This window comes from Methylobacterium aquaticum, from assembly GCF_016804325.1.
GTDB lineage: Bacteria > Pseudomonadota > Alphaproteobacteria > Rhizobiales > Beijerinckiaceae > Methylobacterium > Methylobacterium aquaticum_C.
In genome coordinates this window covers 1,319,099-1,337,490 of record NZ_CP043627.1, presented here as the reverse complement: position 1 = coordinate 1,337,490, position 18,392 = coordinate 1,319,099, and the positions used below count along the sequence as shown (strand labels likewise).

At 69.6% G+C, this 18,392-nt stretch carries 16 protein-coding genes and 2 pseudogenes; 2 read left to right on the top strand and 16 right to left on the bottom strand.

The genetic code is table 11. From position 1 onward, the window contains the following. Nucleotides 1-497: 497 nt before the first annotated feature. From nadC to F1D61_RS05810, 10 genes and pseudogenes are all read right to left on the bottom strand, one after another. On the bottom strand, nucleotides 498-1,370 hold the full coding sequence (nadC, locus tag F1D61_RS05850; protein WP_203156890.1) for a carboxylating nicotinate-nucleotide diphosphorylase: 873 nt from the start codon (nucleotides 1,368-1,370) through the stop codon (nucleotides 498-500). Continuing rightward, nucleotides 1,367-1,651, bottom strand: a complete 285-nt coding sequence (locus F1D61_RS33920; protein WP_246775933.1) for a hypothetical protein — start codon at nucleotides 1,649-1,651, stop codon at nucleotides 1,367-1,369. The genes nadC and F1D61_RS33920 overlap by 4 nt, the downstream gene beginning before the upstream one ends. 225 nt (nucleotides 1,652-1,876) lie before the next feature. Continuing rightward, a pseudogene (locus F1D61_RS05845) lies at nucleotides 1,877-2,901 on the bottom strand (FAD-binding protein); the annotation flags it as partial. Nucleotides 2,902-2,921: 20 nt separating this feature from the next. Continuing rightward, a complete protein-coding gene (nadA, locus tag F1D61_RS05840; protein WP_246775737.1) occupies nucleotides 2,922-3,920 on the bottom strand; it encodes a quinolinate synthase NadA in 999 nt (332 codons plus the stop codon). A gap of 134 nt (nucleotides 3,921-4,054) precedes the next feature. Then, nucleotides 4,055-4,999: an NUDIX hydrolase gene (locus F1D61_RS05835; RefSeq protein WP_203156888.1), complete on the bottom strand. Its 945-nt coding sequence runs from the start codon at nucleotides 4,997-4,999 to the stop codon at nucleotides 4,055-4,057. Between the two features lie 67 nt (nucleotides 5,000-5,066). Then, nucleotides 5,067-5,876, bottom strand: a complete 810-nt coding sequence (locus tag F1D61_RS05830; protein ID WP_203156887.1) for an IclR family transcriptional regulator — start codon at nucleotides 5,874-5,876, stop codon at nucleotides 5,067-5,069. A 26-nt stretch (nucleotides 5,877-5,902) separates the two neighbouring features. Beyond that, nucleotides 5,903-6,628 (bottom strand): SDR family NAD(P)-dependent oxidoreductase, encoded by a 726-nt coding sequence (locus tag F1D61_RS05825; RefSeq protein ID WP_203156886.1) that lies wholly within the window; start codon nucleotides 6,626-6,628, stop codon nucleotides 5,903-5,905. After that, nucleotides 6,625-7,944: an MFS transporter gene (locus F1D61_RS05820; RefSeq protein ID WP_246775736.1), complete on the bottom strand. Its 1,320-nt coding sequence runs from the start codon at nucleotides 7,942-7,944 to the stop codon at nucleotides 6,625-6,627. The genes F1D61_RS05825 and F1D61_RS05820 overlap by 4 nt, the downstream gene beginning before the upstream one ends. A 168-nt stretch (nucleotides 7,945-8,112) precedes the next feature. After that, nucleotides 8,113-8,669 (bottom strand): annotated as a pseudogene (locus tag F1D61_RS05815) (2,4'-dihydroxyacetophenone dioxygenase family protein). A 418-nt stretch (nucleotides 8,670-9,087) separates the two neighbouring features. Continuing rightward, entirely contained in the window at nucleotides 9,088-9,876 is a 789-nt protein-coding gene (locus tag F1D61_RS05810; RefSeq protein ID WP_203156885.1) for a Crp/Fnr family transcriptional regulator, read from the bottom strand. A gap of 254 nt (nucleotides 9,877-10,130) precedes the next feature. On the opposite strand from F1D61_RS05810, the gene F1D61_RS05805 reads away from it, so the two are divergent. Beyond that, nucleotides 10,131-10,463: a hypothetical protein gene (locus F1D61_RS05805; protein WP_203156884.1), complete on the top strand. Its 333-nt coding sequence runs from the start codon at nucleotides 10,131-10,133 to the stop codon at nucleotides 10,461-10,463. Between the two features lie 663 nt (nucleotides 10,464-11,126). Here the strand turns inward: F1D61_RS05805 and F1D61_RS05800 are convergent. Together F1D61_RS05800 and F1D61_RS05795 are read right to left on the bottom strand one after the other, a co-directional pair. Further along, on the bottom strand, nucleotides 11,127-12,686 hold the full coding sequence (locus F1D61_RS05800; RefSeq protein WP_203156883.1) for a glucan biosynthesis protein: 1,560 nt from the start codon (nucleotides 12,684-12,686) through the stop codon (nucleotides 11,127-11,129). A 10-nt stretch (nucleotides 12,687-12,696) separates the two neighbouring features. Then, nucleotides 12,697-12,876 carry a hypothetical protein gene (locus tag F1D61_RS05795; protein ID WP_203158940.1) on the bottom strand — a complete coding sequence of 60 codons (180 nt, stop codon included), beginning with the start codon at nucleotides 12,874-12,876 and terminating at the stop codon, nucleotides 12,697-12,699. A gap of 229 nt (nucleotides 12,877-13,105) precedes the next feature. Between F1D61_RS05795 and F1D61_RS05790 the strand changes: the two genes are divergently transcribed. Then, nucleotides 13,106-14,704, top strand: a complete 1,599-nt coding sequence (locus F1D61_RS05790) for a gamma-glutamyltransferase family protein (protein ID WP_203156882.1) — start codon at nucleotides 13,106-13,108, stop codon at nucleotides 14,702-14,704. 120 nt (nucleotides 14,705-14,824) lie between these two features. On the opposite strand, the gene F1D61_RS05785 is transcribed toward F1D61_RS05790, so the two are convergent. The 4 genes from F1D61_RS05785 to F1D61_RS05770 form a co-directional block, all read right to left on the bottom strand. Next, on the bottom strand, nucleotides 14,825-15,124 hold the full coding sequence (locus F1D61_RS05785) for a hypothetical protein (RefSeq protein ID WP_203156881.1): 300 nt from the start codon (nucleotides 15,122-15,124) through the stop codon (nucleotides 14,825-14,827). A 61-nt stretch (nucleotides 15,125-15,185) separates the two neighbouring features. Continuing rightward, nucleotides 15,186-15,952 (bottom strand): IS5 family transposase gene (locus F1D61_RS05780; protein ID WP_432443212.1). Its coding sequence is split into 2 segments (ribosomal slippage): nucleotides 15,186-15,607 and nucleotides 15,607-15,952, totalling 768 coding nucleotides; the frame shifts between segments, so codons are not numbered across the junction. Between the two features lie 384 nt (nucleotides 15,953-16,336). Further along, a complete protein-coding gene (locus F1D61_RS05775; RefSeq protein ID WP_246775735.1) occupies nucleotides 16,337-16,936 on the bottom strand; it encodes an ActR/PrrA/RegA family redox response regulator transcription factor in 600 nt (199 codons plus the stop codon). A gap of 43 nt (nucleotides 16,937-16,979) precedes the next feature. Continuing rightward, nucleotides 16,980-18,356: an ActS/PrrB/RegB family redox-sensitive histidine kinase gene (locus tag F1D61_RS05770; protein ID WP_203156879.1), complete on the bottom strand. Its 1,377-nt coding sequence runs from the start codon at nucleotides 18,354-18,356 to the stop codon at nucleotides 16,980-16,982. Nucleotides 18,357-18,392: the final 36 nt, after the last annotated feature.

The following is an 18,392-nucleotide window of genomic DNA, read 5'->3' as shown; positions in this document are numbered from 1 at the left end:
TCTGGAGCCCGCCTTCGAGGTCAGTCGATCTTCGATCGAATAATACCAATGGCCCAAGATGCTGACGCATCGGGCCATTGACCCATCTCGAATTTTCGATTCCAAGCCAGAGGCTTGACGAAAATTCGAGAACGGAACCAAAGGTCGTTTTCAACGACTGTTGGTATAACACCTCAGAGCCTGTTTGAGCATCGTGATTTGACGAAAACTGAGAAAAATCAGGAGATATCCTACCATTCCACCTCATCCTGAGGTGTCAGTCGATCGCAGATCGACTGACCTCGAAGGAGGGCTCCAGAAGCCTCTGCGATCCTTGGAGCCCTCCTTCGAGGCTCACTTCGTTCGCACCTCAGGATGAGGTTAGCGGGTAGGATGATCCCGTCTGCCTCAAATATTGGGTAGAAATCACGCTCAAACAGGCTCTCAGGATGAGGCGGGAGGGAGGGTCATCGGGTTCGCCCGAAACTTGCGAATCCCGATATTGCCCGCGCAGCTTTTCAAGCTACGTCGAGCCCCAGATCGACGATCGGCGCGCTGTGGGTGATCCAGCCGGTCGAGATCAGGTCGACCCCGGATGCCGCGACGGCGCCGACGGTCTCGCGGGTGATCCGGCCCGAGGCCTCGCTGACCGCCCGCCCGTCGATCATCGCCACCGCCCGGCTCAAGGTCTCCGGCGTCATGTTGTCGAGGAGCACCGCGTCGGCGCCGACCGCCAGGGCCTCGTCGAGCTGCGCCAGGGTATCGACCTCGACCTCGATCTTCACGAGATGCCCGACGCTCGCGCGGGCCCGCCGGATCGCCGGGCCGACGCCGCCCGCCACCGCGACGTGGTTGTCCTTGATCAGAACCGCGTCGTCGAGGCCGAAGCGGTGGTTCGCTCCGCCCCCGGCCCGCACCGCGTGCTTCTCCAGGCTGCGCAGGCCCGGCGTGGTCTTGCGGGTGCAGACGATGCGGGCCTTCCCGTAGGGCTGCGCCGCCTCGACCAGCGAGGCGGTGGCGGTCGCCACCCCGGACAGCCGGCAGAGCAGGTTGAGGGCGACGCGCTCGGCGGAGAGGATCGCCCGGGCCGGGCCGTCGAGGGCGATCACCGCCTCGCCCGGGGCGATCGCGCTGCCGTCCGGCCGCAGGATCCGGACCCGGATCGCCGGGTCGAGCAGCTCGAAGGCCAGCAGGGCGGTGAGCGTCCCCGCCACGACCCCGGACTGGCGGGCGACGATGGCGCCGGAGAACCGGGCCTCGGCTGGGACGATGCTGTCGGTGGTGAGGTCGCCGGCCCGGCCGAGATCCTCCAGCAGGGCCGCCCGGACGATCGGCTCGACCATCAGGCGCGGCAGCGGCGGCAGGGGTGACATGCGGGTGGCGTCGGTCATGGGACCTCCTGGAGTCGGGCGGGTCGGGGGGCCGCGTCCGCGACGGACGCGGCCTGAGTGAAGGCCTGAGACAGCGTGATCTCGGTCGAGCGAGGCGCATGCTGCCCCGGATGGTCGGCCCGCCAATGGGCGCCGCGGCTCTCCCGGCGTCGGAGGGCGGCCGTTGCCACCAGAAGGCCGGTGACCGCCTCCGCCGAACCCGCTTGCGCCAGGGCGGCGAGGCGCCGGACCGCCCGGGCGAGCCCGGCCTCGTGGCGCACCAGCCCGACCTCGGCCTCCATCAGGGCGCGGATCTCCGGCAGGGCATCCGGCAGGGAGGAGGGGAGCGGCGCGGCCGCTTGCCAAGCCGCTTGCCCAGACCCTTGCCCAGACCTTTGCCCGGGGCCGGCGGGAGCGCCGGCCTGGATGTCCGCCGCGATCGGGCTTGCGAAGGCCATCGCCTCGAGGAGCGAGTTGCTGGCGAGGCGGTTCGCCCCGTGCAACCCCGTGGCGGCGACCTCGCCGCAGGCCCAGAGTCCCGGAAGCGAGGACCGGCCGTGCCCGTCCACCCGGATGCCGCCCATGTGGTAGTGGGCCGCCGGCCGCACCGGGATCGGCTGCGCGGCCGGATCGAGGCCGGCCGCCCGGCACAGCGCCGCCACCGTGGGGAAGCGCCGCGCCACGTCGAGGCGGCGGGCATCGAGGAAGACCGCCTCGCCGCGGATCGTGCGCGCCGCGATGGCCCGGGCGACCACGTCCCGCGGCGCCAGCTCGGCCCCGGCGATCCCCGCCATCACCCGGGCCCCCGCGGCGTCGACCAGGACCGCGCCCTCGCCCCGCAGGGCCTCGGTGGCGAGCGGCAGGGGACCATCCGTCCGGGTCGCGATCGCCGTCGGGTGGAACTGCACGAACTCGACGTCGCGCAGCACCGCGCCGGCCCGGGCCGCCAAGGCGAGGCCGGAGCCGACCGCGCCGGCCGGGTTCGTGGTCGAGCGGTAGAGGCCGCCGAGCCCGCCCGTCGCCAGCACCACGGCGCGGGCCGGCAGGGGGAGGGGGCCGTGGGCGGTCTCGGCGATAAGGCCGGTGACCCGGCCCGCCTCGTCCTGCATCAGGGTGCGGGCGTGCCCGACCACGACGGAGATCGACGGACACGCCAGGGCCGCCCGGCCCAGCACCGCCAGGACCGCCGCGCCGGTGGCGTCGCCCCCGCCTTGACGATCCGGCGCCGGCCATGCGCCGCCTCGAGGCCCAGCGCGAGGTTTCCGTCCGGCCCGCGATCGAAGGCGAGGCCCAGGCCGGTCAGCCACGCGATCAGGCCGGGCCCGGCCTCGGCGACGCAGCGCGCCACCTCCCCGTCGCTCAGGCCCGCCCCCGCCGCCAGGGTGTCGGCGGCGTGGAGGGCGGGGTCGTCGTCATCGCCGATCGCCGCCGCGATCCCGCCCTGCGCCCAGGCCGTCGCCGTCTCCTCGCCCAGCGCCGCGGCGCTCACCAGCGTGACCGGCAGGGGCGAAAGCCGCAGGGCCGTGGCGAGGCCGGCGACGCCGGCCCCCACCACGACGACGCGATCCCCGCTCACGGCCGCACCGCAAGCATGCGCTCGACCGCGCGACGTGCCGGCGCGATCAGGTCGTCGGGCACCGTGACCGCGTGGGTCATGGTCTCCAGGCTGCGCCGGATCTTGCCTAAGCTCATCCGCTTCATGTGCGGGCAGAGGTTGCACGGCTTGACGAACGCGACGTCCGGATTGCGGACCGCCAGGTTGTCGGCCATCGCGCATTCGGTGATCATCACCACCTGCGCCGGCCGGCGGGTCTCGACGTAATCCTGCATCGCCGCGGTCGAACCGGCGAAATCGGCCTCGGCCACGACGGCGGGCGGGCATTCCGGGTGGGCGAGCACGGTCACGCCCGGATAGGCCTCGCGCGCCTCGCGGATGTCCTGCGCGGTGAAGCGCTCGTGGACCTCGCAATGGCCGGCCCAGGTCAGGATCTCGATGTGGGGCAGCTCGGCCTGGACGTTCTGCGCCAGGTACTCGTCGGGCAGCATCAGCACCCGGTCGACCCCGAGGGATTCGACCACGGCCTTCGCATTGCCGGAGGTGCAGCAGAGGTCGGATTCGGCTTTCACGGCGGCGGAGGTGTTGACGTAGGTCACCACCGGAACGCCGGGATGGCGCCGCCGCAGGGCGCGGACATCCGCCGCGGTGATCGAATCCGCGAGCGAGCAGCCGGCCGCCGGGTCCGGGATCAGCACGGTCTTGCCCGGGTTCAGGATCTTCGCCGTCTCGGCCATGAAATGCACGCCGGCGAGCACGATCACGTCGGCGTCCGTCCGGGCGGCCTCGCGGGCCAGTGCCAGGCTGTCCCCGACGATGTCCGCCACAGTGTGGAAGATCTCCGGCGCCTGGTAGTTGTGGGCCAGCACCACGGCGTTGCGCTCGCGCTTGAGCGCCCGGATCGCCGCCACGTCGCCGGCGAGCGCCGGCCATTCGAAGGCCGGCACGTGGTGGCGCACGCGCTCGTAGAGCTCCGCCTCGGGCAGCAGCGCCGCCCCTCCGGTCATCGCGTTCATTCCGGCCTCCCGGGATATGCTCATAGTGAGCATTTACCCGGCTAGGCTAATCCGCCGGTTTCGTCCTGTCCAGATATGCTTGATGTGAGCATAAGTGCGGCGAGACGCCGCATGTCGACGCTCCGGCTGCCTCGTCAGGCGAGGCGGCCGGCCGAGAGGCGCAGGCCCGGGGCGGGGCGTTCCAGCAGCACCTCGCGGCGGAAGCGCATCAGCCGGGCGGGGCGGCCGCCGGTCTCGGCGGTGATCGCGTCGGTCTCCTCCACGAGACCCTGCTGGGCGACGAGGCGGCGAAAGTTCTGCTTGTGCAGGAGGATGCCCGACAGGGCCTCGACCACGAGCTGGAGCTGGCCGAGGGTGAAGGCCGGCGGCATCACCTCGAACACCACCGGCCGGTACTTGATCTTGCCGCGCAGGCGCCCGAGCGCCGTGGCGAGCATGCGGCGGTGATCGAGGGCCATGGCCTGGCCGGCGAGGGTGTCGGGAGCGCCCGCCTCCGGCACCAGCCCGGCCTCGAACAGAAGCTCGTAGCGCTCCAGCACCCGTTCCTCGTTCCAGCCGCTCCCGGCGCTGCCGAAGGTCAGGCCGATCCGGTCGCGGCGGCGGCGCTCCTCCTCCGGGTCGGGCGCGGCGGCGGCCCAGGCCTCGAGCCGGGCCTGGAGCGCGTCGAGGGCGGGCGGGCGCCCGGCCCGCCGATCCTCGTAGGGGAAGTACCGGTACCAGCAGTGCCAGGCCGAATCGGCGGCGGGCCGCGCCTCGCGCACCAGGGCGAGATAGGCGACCGAGAGGGCGTGCCGGCCGCCATCGCCCGTCCCGGGCCGGCGGTTGCGGTCACCGAAGGTGTAGAGCTGCTCGACATAGCCGAGGGTTTGGCCGGTCTGGCGCTCGACCCAGGCGCGCAGGCCCCGTTCCAGCGTCGGGTGGGCCGGTTCCAGCGGGCCGGCGGGCAGGCCCTCGCCCCGGCCCTCGGGCTGGCCGGCCACCGGGACGGTGAGCACCCGCGGCTCGTCGGGCGTCGCCGCCAGGATCACGGCGGCGAGGCCCACCAGGGGGGACGCCGTGGCAGGCTCCGCCTCAGTCATATCCGGTCAAGCCCCGTGCGATGCGCCGGGGCCTTAGCACGGCCAGCCGCGGATGCCAGACCGGTTGTTAGCGTTCCGCAGCCGGATGTCCGCCGCCCGCGACCCGCGCCACGGCCTCGGCGCAGGCCTGCATCGCCCGCAGCACCGTCCCGGCCGGCAGGGTCTCGAAGCGATAACGCGGCAGGCTGACGCTGATGCAGCCGAGCACCTTGCCCCCCGCGCCGCGCAGGGCCCGGCCGTAGCAGCAGATGTCGAGCTCGTTCTCCTGCAGGTCGAGGGAATGGCCGCGCTCCCGCGTCTCGGCGACGGCCCGCCGCAAGGCATCGCGGTCGGTGAGGCTGTGGGGGGTGCGCGCCGGCAGGGCGAGGCGGTCGAGCAGCGCGGCGAGTTCGGAATCCGGCAGGGTCGCGAGCCAGGCCTTGCCGACCGCACTGGTATGCAGCGACACCCGGGTGCCGATGCGCGAGGCCATGCGCACGGTGCGGTGGCTCTCGAGCTTGTCGATATAGACCATCTCGCCGAAATCCGGCACCGCGAGATGCACGGTCTCGTCGAGATCGTCGCGCAGGCGCGACAGCGGCTCCTGCGCCGCCTGGCGCAGGAGCGAGCCGTCGACGGCGCGGAAGGCCAGGCTGACGAGGCGCGGACCGAGGCGCAGCGCCCCGTCCTCGTCGACCGCCAAGCCCTCCGCCACCAGGGCGGCGGCGATGCGGTGCACCGTCGGCCGCGGCAAGGCCGTGTCCCGGGTCAGCCGCGCCACCGTCGCGCCGTCGGGGGCGTCCGCCACCGCCTGGAGCACCCGCATGAACTTGCCGAAGGCGGCGGTGCCCGGCACCTCGGGGCGAAGGTCCGCCCGGGCGTCGTCGTCGGAACCCATGCGGACCTCGGTCCTCTCCGGTGACCTCACGCGATCAGGTAGCCGCCATCGACCGGCAGCACCACCCCGGTCATGAAGGCGGCGGCGGGGCTCACCAGGAAGGTCACCGCCGCCGCGACATCGGCGGGCGTGCCCCAGCGGCCGAGCGGCGTGCGCGCCAGGATCGGCCCGGCGCGGGCCGGATCGTCCTGGAGCGCCTGCGTCAGCGGCGTGGCGATCCAGCCCGGCGCCACCGCGTTCACCCGGATGCCGTCCGGCGCGTAGGCGATGGCGAGCGACTTCGTCAGCTGCGCCACGCCGCCCTTGCTGGCGCTGTAGGCCGGCACGAGGCCGCCGCCGAAGAACGACAGCATCGAGGCGGTGTTGACGATTGCACCGCCGGCCTCGGCCAGCTTCGGGCGGGCCGCGGCGCAGACCCGCATCGTACCCGTGAGGTTGACCGCCAGCACCTCCTCGAACACGTCGGGCCGGTGCTCGTCGCCGCGCCGGATGATGCCGGCGCAGTTGACCACGATGTCGAGCCGGTCGCAGGCCTCGACGAGGGCCGCGACGGCACCGCCGTCGGTCACGTCGAGCTCGTGCGCGGTGAGCGCGAGGGTGTCGGGGATCGCGCAGGACGCCGCGCCGATGCCGGCCGCATGCACCCGGGCGCCGAGGCGGGCGAGCGCCTCGGCGATGCCGGCGCCGATGCCCGAGGTGGCGCCGGTGACGAGGGCGGTGCGGTCCTTCAGGAGATCGGGGGTGAAGGTCATGCCGTGCGCTCGCTGGGAATCAAGGTCTCGCCGCCTTCGAGCGGCTTGCGCACCAGGACGATGTAGGCGATCGCCGCCAGCACCGCGACCGCGGCGGCGGCGAGCAGCGCGTTGACGTAGGAGCCGGTGCCCTGGACGATGTAGCCGGTGATCACCGGGGCGAACGACCCGGCGAAGTAGCCGCCGAAATTCTGGATGCTGCCGAGCGAGGCGACCTGGCGCTTGGGCACCGCGACGCTCACCATCATCCAGGCGGCGCCGCTCGCCATGTTGATGAAGAACATCGCCAGGCAGATATAGACCACGGCCATCGTCACGCTCGGGGTGTAGGCCGCCGGCACCGTGAAGGCGCCGCCGCCCAGCAACCCGATGCAGACCGGCCATTTGCGGCTGGCGACGATGCCGGCCCCGCGGGCGAGCAGCCGGTCGGCGGCCTGTCCGGCGCAGAGCATGCCGAGCGTGCCGAACACGTAGGGAATCGCCACCACCCAGCCGGTGCGGGCGACGCTCAGGCCGCGCTCGTGCTCGAGATAGGACGGCAGCCAGGTCAGGTAGAGCCAGACCATGTAGATGACGCCCATGAATCCCAGGATCATGCCCCAGGTCGTGGCATGGGCAAACAGCCCGCGCCACTCCGCGAAGGTCATCCGCCGGGCCGGCGGCTCGGGGGCCGCTCCCTCGTCGAGATGCGCATTCTCTTCCCGCGTCAGCGCGACCTCGGCCCGGTTGCGGTAGACGAGATACCAGCCGACCGCGACCACGATGCCGACGAGGCCGGTGACGACGAACATCCAGCGCCAGCCGAGTCCCAGCATCATCGCGGTGAGCAGCGGCGGAGCGATGCAGGGCCCGATGCACGACGAGGCGACGAAGATGCCGGTCGGCGTGCCGCGCTCGCGGAGGCTGAACCACTCGCTCACCGTCTTGGCGCCGGCGGGAAATTGCGGGGCCTCGCCCAAGCCCAGCACGGCGCGGGCCAGCACGAATTGCTGGAAATTCGCCACGAAGCCCGAGACGAGTTGCGCCAGGGACCAGAAGAACATGCCGGCCCCCAGCATGATTCGCGAGCCGATCCGGTCGAGCAGCGCCCCGACCGGCAATTGCGAGAAGGCATAGGCCAGCGAGAAGGCCGAGAGCAGCCAGCCCATCTCGGCCGGGGAGAGGGCCATCTCGTCGCGGATCGCCGTGTTGGCGATCGAGAGCGCCGAGCGGTCGACGTAGTTGATGATCCCCGCGGCGGTCAGGAAGGCGACCGCGATCCACTGGATGCGGCGCAGGCGCGCCGACTTGGCGTATGATGCAGTGCCGGACGACATCGCGTGCCGGTCCTCCCGATTGGTGATGTCCGTGCGTGTTTGTTAGATCTTAACGACGGCCTTGCAGCCCTCCCGCCATCTCCGGCCCGCGCAGCGGGGCGCGCGGGATGGCAGGGTCGGCATTGCTCGGGTCGATCAGTGTTTCAACGGCCGAAACGCCGGGCGGCGTCAGCGGATGAACCGATCGACGTAATCGGCCCCCAGCCCCACCGCCTCGTAATGCGCCCGGCACAGGTCGATCTTGGTGAAGACGTCCTCGTACCCGGTATGCCGGCCCCACGGATCGACGTAGTACATGCAGCCGTTGACCTGGAAATAGGTGATCATCTCCTCCACGCCCTCGTCGACCACCAGGGTGTGGGTCTCGCCCGGCGGCTCGAAGGCGTAGGCGCCCTCGCTCGCGACCCAGTCGTGCTCCAGGTAGCGCCAGCTGCCCTTGAGCACGAAGGCGTGGACCGGGCCGGGATGGCGGTGGCGGCTGAGGATACCGGCCTTGCGCACCTTGAGCAGGTTCATCCAGTAGCCGGCCGAGACGTTCAGGCAGAGCGGCCGGAACCACACGCTCTCGGCCTGCGGCACCCAGATCCGGTCGTCCTCGGGATGGCCGGCGCCACCACGAGGTCGGGCCGGATCTCCGCCGGCTGCGGATTCTGGTAGGGCATGCGCCGCAGGGTGGCGGCGTCGAGCCCGGCGGCGGGATCGTCCCCGACGTGGGGGCTTGTCATGGCATCCTCCCGATGTCCATATCGTGGACGTTCTGTCCGTGATGTGGATGGTCGGAGAGGTGCGTCGTCCTGTCAAACCCTGGCCGCTGCATGGCAGCGTTGCAGGCACCTTGGCGGTGCGGCCCGCGCGAGACACAGCATTCGAGCCCCGAGCCCCGAGTCCGACGCCCATACCGGTTCCGGTCGGCAGCTTCCCGGAGCGGAACCTGACTCTGCTCGCCGGCGTGAAGCCCGCGGCTCCGCCGCGCGGGCTGACGATGCGAATCCCGGACGATCGCGTCCGGGATTCGCATCATATCAATGGCCCAAGATGCTGACGCATCGGGCCATTGAGCCATCTCGAATTTTCGATGCCAAGCCAGAGGCTTGACGAAAATTTGAGAGCGGAACCAAAGGTCGTTTATAACGATCGTTGGTATCATTCGTGCGCTTGCGTCGGATCGACCGCCACGATGGCGCCGTTCTCGGCATAGACCGCCCCCAGCACCGAGCGGAAATGGCCCCGGACCTTGCCGTAGCACTCGCAGGCGGCGTGCTCGGCCTTGGCGCGGTCCAGGATCGTGATCTGGCCGCGGCGGACCGAGATCAGGCCGCGGCGCTGCAGCGACCCGATCACGCCGGTGAGATAGGTGCGGCGCACGCCGAGCATCTCGGCCAGGATCTCCTGCGTCACCGGCAGGACCGGGGTGCCGAGCCGGTCCTGGAAGGTCAGGAGCCAGCGCAGGCAGCGCTCCTCGATCGGATGGACGGCGTTGCAGGCCACCGATTGCAGCACCTGGGCCAGCAGGCAATCGGCGTAGCGCACGAACAGGTCGCGCAAGGACGGGGAGGCGGCGCGCGCCTGGGTCAGCCGCTCGGCGTCGAGGCGCAGGACGTCGCCCGCGACCTGCACCACCGCTTCGCTGAAGGCCGGCAGATAGCCGTGGCTGACCACGCCGCCGATCGCACCTTCGTGACCCACCGTCGCGGTCTCGACCATCCGCCCATCGCGCATCCGCGAGACCAGCGTCACGGTGGTCCGGTTCAGCGGGAAGGTGACGTGCGACACGTCCTCGCCGGCGCGGAACAGCACGGTGCCGCGGCTGCGCTGCCCGCGCTCGAGATGCGGCGCCAGAAGGGCGCGATCGCCCGCATCGAGGGCTTCGAGCAGGAGGTTGCCTTCGAAAAGACCGGCCTCGAGGGGCCGCGACTCGTCCGGCGCATTCAACGTCGTCGTCTCCGGGAAATCAGGGCCGCCGTACAATCGGGGCGGCGGCCGGCGACGCCCGGAAATGCTCGATGGTGATGCAACGCGCAGTCTCGCGATAGGGATGACGCCACGCTTGATCTAACGATGCGTGAACCGCGTGTCTGTCCTGTTTCTGACACTGCAACAACAATTCCGGCCTATTCCGATCAGCCGAGTGCGCAATTCCGCGCCATTTCACATACTGCCTCATAGTATAATCGAAGCCAATTGGGATGAATGACGCTGCTGTATCAGCAGATATCCCCTCAATATGTCAAGAAAATTCAAAAACGCATCCAATTGATCAAATTTTTGTCTTTTATGCTTCCAGGGTGGCACAGAATTTTTGCAAATTGAACGAAATTGCGCTCAACCTCGACAACCTGAATGATGCGAAGACCGATCGGCGCAAACATATGGCCGGCAATATAATCGACCGATGGCATTCCCATGATGAGCGGCGCCCGTCATACGCCACGCCTTCCTGCGCAGGAGGCGACATTCGCCCGGCCGGATCGGGGCGCCCGGCCTACCCGTCGGACAGGGGCGATCTGCCCCATTCGTGAATGCCGACGTCCGATCTCCCGGAGGGAGGCCTGCGAAGCGGTCCTGGCCGCCGGGTGGTCCGTCGCCGTCGGGCCAATGACGCACTGCCTGCCGTGATCCCTCGACCGCAGGCGGTGCGAAGGACCGGGAAGCACTGCGGGATTGTCGGAAGAAATTTGTCTTGCCTCAGAGCCTGTTTGAGCAGCGTGATTTGACAAAAACTGAGAAAAATCAGGAGATATCGTACCCTTCCACCTCATCCTGAGGTGTTGGCGATCAGAGATCGCACGCGATCGCAGATCGACTGACCTCGAAGGAGGGCTCCAGAAGCCTCTGCGATCTCTGGAGCCCTCCTTCGAGGCTCACTTCGTTCGCACCTCAGGATGAGGTTAGCGGGTAGGATGATCCCGTCTGCCTCAAATATTGGGTAGAAATTCTGCTCAAACAGGCTCTCAGGTGGGCGAGGCCAAGCAGACTTGCGTTGGCAGGCCAACGCCCCCGGGCGACGATGGAAGCAGACCCGGGCAGCCGTGACAACACCGGTGCCCTCGCCGCACCAGCCTGCGGCCGCACGCCAGGCACAGGAAGCCGGATGATCCGATACGCTCTTCCCTCGACATCCCGGCATTCGCTTTCACGGCCCGGAGATGCCGAGGGAGGGAATCCAATCCGTCGCGGCGGGCTCACGCCGCCGGAATATACTGATACGTCCAGGTCTCGCTCAGCGTCTCGTCGCCACGGCGCAGGAACAGCCGCAGCTCCACCGGTTCCGCCCCCGTCACCGCCAGGTCGAACTCGGCCCGCCAATGGCCCGGCACGTCGTCCGGCACCGCCTCGGTGCGGGCGAGCGGGAAGCTGCCGTGCGATGCGGTGAGCACCGGCTCCGGCCTCACGCCGGCCGGCAGGCGGCCGAGCGGCTCGCCTAAAAACTCGACCACGAACTTGCGCACGCCCTTCGGCCGGTCGGTGCCGGCCTGGCCGCCATTGCCCTCGCGGGTCGCGACGACGCGGGCGAGGTTGCTCGGATAGGGCTCGTCCGCGACCCAGTGCAGGCGGTAGGCGAGGTCGTGCGAGGTGCCGGCGCGGGCGGGCTCGGCGGGCACCCACATCGCCACGACGTTGTCGTGGATCTCGTCGTCGGTGGCGTTCTCGACCAGCTGGACGCTGCCCTTGCCCCAGTCGCCGAGCGGCTCGACCCAGAGCGAGGGCCGGCGGTCGTAATAGACGCCGTCCTGGTAGTGGTCGAACAGGCGGTCGCGCTGCATCAGGCCGAAGCCGCGCGGGCGTTCGTCGGAGAAGGCCGAGACCATCGTGCGGGGCGGGTTGCGCAGCGGGCGCCAGATCCGCTCGCCGGTGCCCGTCCACAGCGCGAGACCGTCGGAATCGTGCACCTCCGGACGCCAGTCCACGGCGGTGGGCTTGGCGGTCTCGGAGAACCAGTACATCGAGGTAAGCGGCGCCAGGCCGAAGCGGCCGACATCCTTGCGCAGGTGCAGGCTCGCCTCGATGTCCATCACCACCGACTTGGTGCGGCGCATCTTGAAGCGGTAGGCGCCGGCGGCCGAAGGGCCGTCGAGCAGCGCCATCACCGTGACGGTGTCGGATTCCGCCGCCGGGGTCTCGAACCAGACATGGGTGAAGTCCGGGAATTCCTCGGGCCGGTCCGGCATCACCGTGTCGAGGGCGAGTCCCCTCGCCGAGAGGCCGTACTGGTAGAGTTCGCCGATCGCCCGGAAATACGAGGCGCCGAGGAACGCCACCCAGTCGTTGCGGCGCCAGTCGAGGGGGCCACCGCGGCGCTCCTGGAAGCGAAAACCCGCAAAGCCCGGATTCGGGGCTAGCCGCCTGGCCGGCGAATCCGCCGGCATCTCGAAAGCGGCCGGATCGTAGACGATCTCGCGGGCCTGGCCGCCCTCGACCACGTGCATCCGCACCGGCTTCTGGAAGTAGCGGCCGAGATGGAAGAACGTGACCGGGAAGGCGCTCGGGCCGTCGGCCCACAGGGCGTGGTCGGGCTTGAACTTCAGCTTGCCGTGGGCGTCGTAGTCGATCGCCTGCAGCACGTCCCGGTCGGGCACGGCCGGGGCCGCGTAGGGCCGGCCGGCCATCGCCTTTGCCCGCGCCTTGAGGGCGTCGAAGCTGAAGGGCTCGGGCTTGCCGAGGGGCAGTTCGGCGCTCAGGACCTGGGGGCCGGACCCGAGCAGGAGCGCGGCGCCGGCGAGCAGCGTGCGGCGATCGATCATCGGCGGCTCCTTAGCGGATCGGCTCGATGCTGGTGGCCCGTTGCCAGAGCTGGACCATGATGTAGAGGGCCAGCAGGCTGAACAGCCCCATCAGCACGTGGCCGACGGTGTCGCCGAGCTCGAAGATGCCGGCGAGCGCCCAGCCCGCCGCGATCGCCACCGCGAACACCTCGACGCCGACCAGCACCATGATGCTGAGGATGGTGACGAGGCTGCGGGGCTTGAGGGATCGTGATGCGGGCACGCGGCCTGACCCTTGTGTCTGTGTGGCGGGGCGATGGGCGTGCGAGGCGCCTATCGTTTCATGGCTCCGGGGACTAGCCTGAACCGCAGGCGCCGCGCAACCGCGCGGGAGCGGCCTCGCCGTACCGTCACGTCGAACCGTACGTCACTCAAGCCCGGATCACCGTAAGCCCCCGATGCCCGAGACCCCCGTCTTCTCCCGCGCCGCCTGTGCGGCTCCCCACCACCTCGCGGCCGAGGCCGGCCGGGCGATTCTCCAGGAAGGCGGCAACGCCGTCGAGGCGATGCTCGCCATGGCGGCGACCATCGCGGTGGTCTATCCGCACATGAACGGGCTCGGCGGCGACGGCTTCTGGCTGATCCGCGGTCCGAACGGCGTGGTGCGGGCGATCGAGGCCTGCGGGCCGGCCGGCAGCCTCGCGACGATCCGGCGCTACCGCGACAAGGGCTACGAGACGATCCCCGAGCGCGGGCCCGACGCGGCCCTGACGGTGGCCGGCGCGGTCGGCGGGTGGGCGCTGGCCCACGGCATCGCCCGCGACCTCGGCGGACGCCTGCCCCTCGACCTGCTGCTGTCCGACGCAGGGAGGCATGCCCGCGAGGGCGTGGCGGTATCCCCCTCCGAAGCCCGCTACGTGCCGAAGGAACTCGATACGCTCCACGACCAGCCGGGCTTCAAGGACACCTTCCTCATCGACGGCAAGATCCCGCAGGCAGGCACCCTGCGAAAGCTGCCGGCGCTCGCCGCGACCCTCGAACAGCTCGGCCATGCCGGGCTGGAGGACTTTTATCGCGGCGATATCGGCCGCGAGATCGCCGCCGACCTGGGGCGGGCCGACAGCCCGGTCACCCGCGGCGACATCGAGCGCTACCGGGCGGTGTCGCGGGCGCCGCTCTCGCTGAAGCTGTCGGGCGGCACGGTCTACAATTGCCCGCCGCCGAGCCAGGGCCTCGCCGCCCTCCTGATCCTCGGCCTCTACGAGCGTCTCGGCAGCATCCGCCCCGAGACGGCGGCCCACTACCACGGGCTGATCGAGGCGACGAAGCGCGCCTTCCGGATCCGCGACGCGGTGGTGACCGATTACGACCGCCTGCGCCACGATCCCGCGAGCTTCCTCGCACCGGAGCGCCTGGCGGCGGAGGCCGCGGCGATCCGCATGGACCGGGCCTCGGCCTATTCCGTCCGCCCGGTCGGCGACGGGGATACGGTGTGGATGGGGGCGGTCGACCAGCACGGCGTCGCGGTCTCCTACATCCAGTCGGTCTACTGGGAGTTCGGCTCCGGAATCGTCCTGCCGCGCACCGGCCTCACCTGGCAGAACCGCGGCGTCGCCTTCTCGCTCGATCCGAAGGCGGTCAACCCGCTGGAACCGGGGCGCCGGCCGTTCCATACCCTCAACCCCGCCATGGCCGTGCTGGCCGACGGGCGGGTCATGTCCTACGGCAGCATGGGCGGCGACGGGCAGCCGCAATTCCAGGCCCAGGTCTTCACCCGCTACGCGACCTACGGGATGGGCGTCGCCGAGGCGGTGGATGCCCCGCGCTTCCTGTTCGGCCGCACCTGGGGCGCCGAATCGATGAGCGTGAAGGTCGAGGATCGGTTCGAGTCCGCCTGCATCGCCGCGCTCTCGCGGATGGGCCACGAGGTCGAGGAACTCGGCGGGTCGTACATCGACTCGCTGGGCCATGCCGGCCTGCTGGTGCGCCACCCCGGCAACGGGCGGATCGAGGCGACGCATGATCCGCGGTCGGATGGTGGGGCGGCGGGGGTGTGAGCCGTCGCGCTCGCTGTCCGCAAATTCGGTGAATCCGGGTCCTGCCCGGTGATGTCGGATCAGAACGGATGAGCGGTGTTGAAAAGATAGCCGGAAATCTTGAGGGTATCGATCGCGAAGCTATGGGGCGGCGTTGTATGCAAGATCTGCACGCGTCGCCCCCGGTATCAGCTTCAGCTTCGCCAGCTCGATCGTGGCGAAGACCGGGATCGGATGACCGGCATCCGACACGCTCTGGCTTCCGAACTCGACAAGATACGCAGCACCACCGCCGAGAACGGACAGGACCGTTCCGCGCGCGCCCTCTTGAACGGTCTCTCCCTCGTCACCTGTCACATCGGTGCGAACCAAGACCTGATCGAGTTCGTGGATGACCGCGGATGCGACGGGAAGCGAGGTGTAGGCGAGGTGCGTGGTCACGGCGACACTCCTGAGGTTCAAGGAGACGCAGGTGCGAAGCTAGGCCGTAGTGAGAAATTAACTATCTGAGCCAGATGGCGATGGCCGCAAGCTTGACGAAACCCATGTAGTTGGCAAGCAACTTGTCATAGCGTGTGGCCACCCGCCGAAACTGCTTCAGCTTGTTGAAGAAGCGCTCGATCTGGTTGCGTTCCTTGTACACGTCGCGATCGAACTCACGTGCGACTTTGCGGTTGCGGCGCGGTGGGATCACCACCGTTGCGCCGCTTGCGCTCGCCACCTCGACCAAGCGGTCCGCATCGTAACCTTTGTCAGCGATCACAGAGCCAGGCTCGAACCCATCGATCAGCGCGCAGCCGCGTGTCACGTCGTGTTCCTGGCCAGGGCCGCCAATCAGCCGAACCGGCAAGCCAAGACCGTCCGTCGCCGCGTGGATCTTCGTCGTCAGGCCGCCGCGTGACCGACCCAAGCCCTGGGCATTCGCCCCCCTTTGACCTTGCGCGCTCCCGAAGCCTGACTGTGCGCGCGCACAATCGTCGCGTCCAGCATCAGCCAGTCCAGATCAGCTTCCTCGGCCAGGGCATCCAGCATCTCGTCCAATACACCACGAGAAATCCAGTCGTAGTAGCGCCGCTTGACCGTGTCGGGTTTGCCAAGACGCTCCGGAAGATCCTTCCAGCGGCCACCCGAGCGAGCCATCCAGAGCAGCGCGTCAAGAAAACGCCGGTTGTCGGCCCGGCGTCCACGTGTTCCTCTTCGACCGCCAGGCACCAACATCTTGAGGCGATCCCATTGCTCGTCCGTCAGGGCATCGTGATCTCGCGACATGGCCAGCACTCCTCCGGCCACAATCAGCAACCGCAACCTTGCGCCAGGCTGGCGATCGTTAATTTCTCACTGCAGCCTAGTGCGAACATCGCATCCCGGGCAAGGCATCCCGGGCAAGAGGCATGCGCGTCGACCGGAGACCGTGTCATACCAATGGCCCAAGATGCTGACGCATCGGGCCATTGAACCATCTCGAATTTTCTATGCCAAGCCAAAGGCTTGACGAAAATTCGAGAACGGAACCAAAGGTCGTTTCCAACGACCGTTGGTATCAGTCAGAGTTGCCGGGGCCAGTAACAATGTCCGGCTCACGGAAGCATGCCGACATGCGAAAGGCCCGGCACCTTACGGCACCGAGCCCTTCGCGATTTATCCATCCTGGCTTCAGCGCGGCGCCCGCTTCGCCAGGATCCGCTGCAGCGTGCGCCGGTGCATGTTCAGCCGGCGCGCCGTCTCCGAGACGTTCCGGCCGCACAGCTCGTAGACCCGCTGGATGTGCTCCCAGCGCACCCGGTCGGCCGACATCGGATTCTCCGGCGGGTCGGCCCGCTCGCCGGGCTCGGCCATCAGGGTGCCGTGGATCTCGTCGGCGTCCGCCGGCTTTGCCAGGTAGTCGAAGGCGCCGAGCTTCACCGCCGTCACGGCGGTGGCGATGTTGCCGTAGCCGGTGAGGATCACGCCGCGGGCTTCCGGCCGGCGCTCCTTCAGGCGGGCGATCACGTCGAGGCCGTTGCCGTCGCCGAGCCGCATGTCGATGACGGCAAAGGCCGGCGGCTTCGCCTCCACCGCCGAGACACCCTCGGCCACGCTTTCCGCGACATGGACCAGGTAGCCGCGGGCCTCCATGGCCCGGGCGAGGCGGGTCGAGAACGGCTTGTCGTCGTCCACGATCAGCAGGCTGCGGTCGGCGTGGTTGAGGAGGGCGTCGCCCTCCGGGATGGTGCCGGCCGGAGCCTCCGGGCTTAACGTTCCGTACTGCGTCATCAGGCGACGCTCCTTGCGAAGTTCAGTCAGTCTATTCAGAGAACTATATAGGAACGTCGCGGGCCTGCGTCAGGGGTGCGGCGTCGCCCGTACCCGAGTTTCGACGGCCTTTCGCCTCCCTCTCGAAAACGTGACGGGGCCAGGCGATCCGCACCACCGCGCCGGTCGAGGGATCGACCGCGTTGGCGAGGTTGAGCTGCGCGCCGGAGCGCTCGATCAGCGTCTTGGCGATGAAGAGGCCGAGGCCGAGGCCGGTCCCGCCATCCGGTCCGTCCTTGGCGGCGCTGCGGGTGCTGACATAGGGCTCGCCGACCCGCAGCAGCACGTCGGGGGCAAAGCCCGGCCCGTCGTCGCGGATCTCCAGCGAGACCCGGTCCGGCGACCAGCGCGCCTCGATCGACACGCAGCTTTCCGCGAAATCGACCGCGTTGTCGACGATGTTGCCGAGGCCGAACATCACCCCGGGATTGCGCCGGCAGGCCGGCTCCGGTCCCTCGCCCTTGGTCGTCACGTCGAGGACGATGCCGAGCGCGCGCTGGGGCGCCACCAGTTCCTCGACGAGGTGGCTCAGGGAGATGGTCTCGATGAAGCCGCCCTGGTCGGCATCGAGCGAGGTGAGCTTGGAGAGGATGCCGCGGCAGCGCTCGACCTGGTCGCGCAGGAGCGCCAGGTCCTCGGCGACGCTCGGGGAGGCGCTCGGCCCGAGCTGCCGGTCGAGTTCCTTGGCCACCACCGTGATGGTGGCGAGCGGCGTGCCGAGCTCGTGGGCGGCGGCCGCCGCCAGCCCGTCGAGCTGCGACAGGTGCTGCTCGCGGGCGAGCACGAGTTCGGTCGCGGCCAGCGCCTGGGCGAGCTGGCGCGCCTCCTCGGCGACGCGCCAGGCGTAAACTCCCGTAAAGGCGGTTCCGAGCAGGATCGCGGTCCAGACGCCCGACACGTACAGGAACGGCAATTCGAGCTTCTCCCCGGCGAACCACGGCAGCGGCCGGTAGACGAGCGCGAGCAGCGTCGAGAGGCCGACGGCCAGGAGGCCGAGCGCCAGGGTCCGGGCCGGGGGGAGGGCGGTGGCGGAGATCAGCACGGGGGCGAGGAACAGGAGGGCGAAGGGGTTCTGCAGGCCGCCGGTGAGGAAGAGGAGGGCGGCGAGCTGGATGATGTCGAAGGCGAGCAGCAGCACCGCGGCGTCGTCGCTGAGGCGGTGGCTCGCCGGATAGCGGATGCGCAGGGTGAGGTTGAGCCAGGACGAGGCCGCGATGACGAGGAAGCACCAGCCGAAGGGCAGGGGCAGGCCGAGCCCGAAATGGGCGCCGGCCACCGCCGCGCCCTGGCCCGCCACCGCGAGCCAGCGCAGCCGCACCAGGGTGTCGAGGCGCAGGTGGCGGGCGTCGCGCACCAGGTCGGCTTGCAGGGTTTCGAACATGCCTGACACCATAGTGCGCGCCCGCCCGCCGGCCAG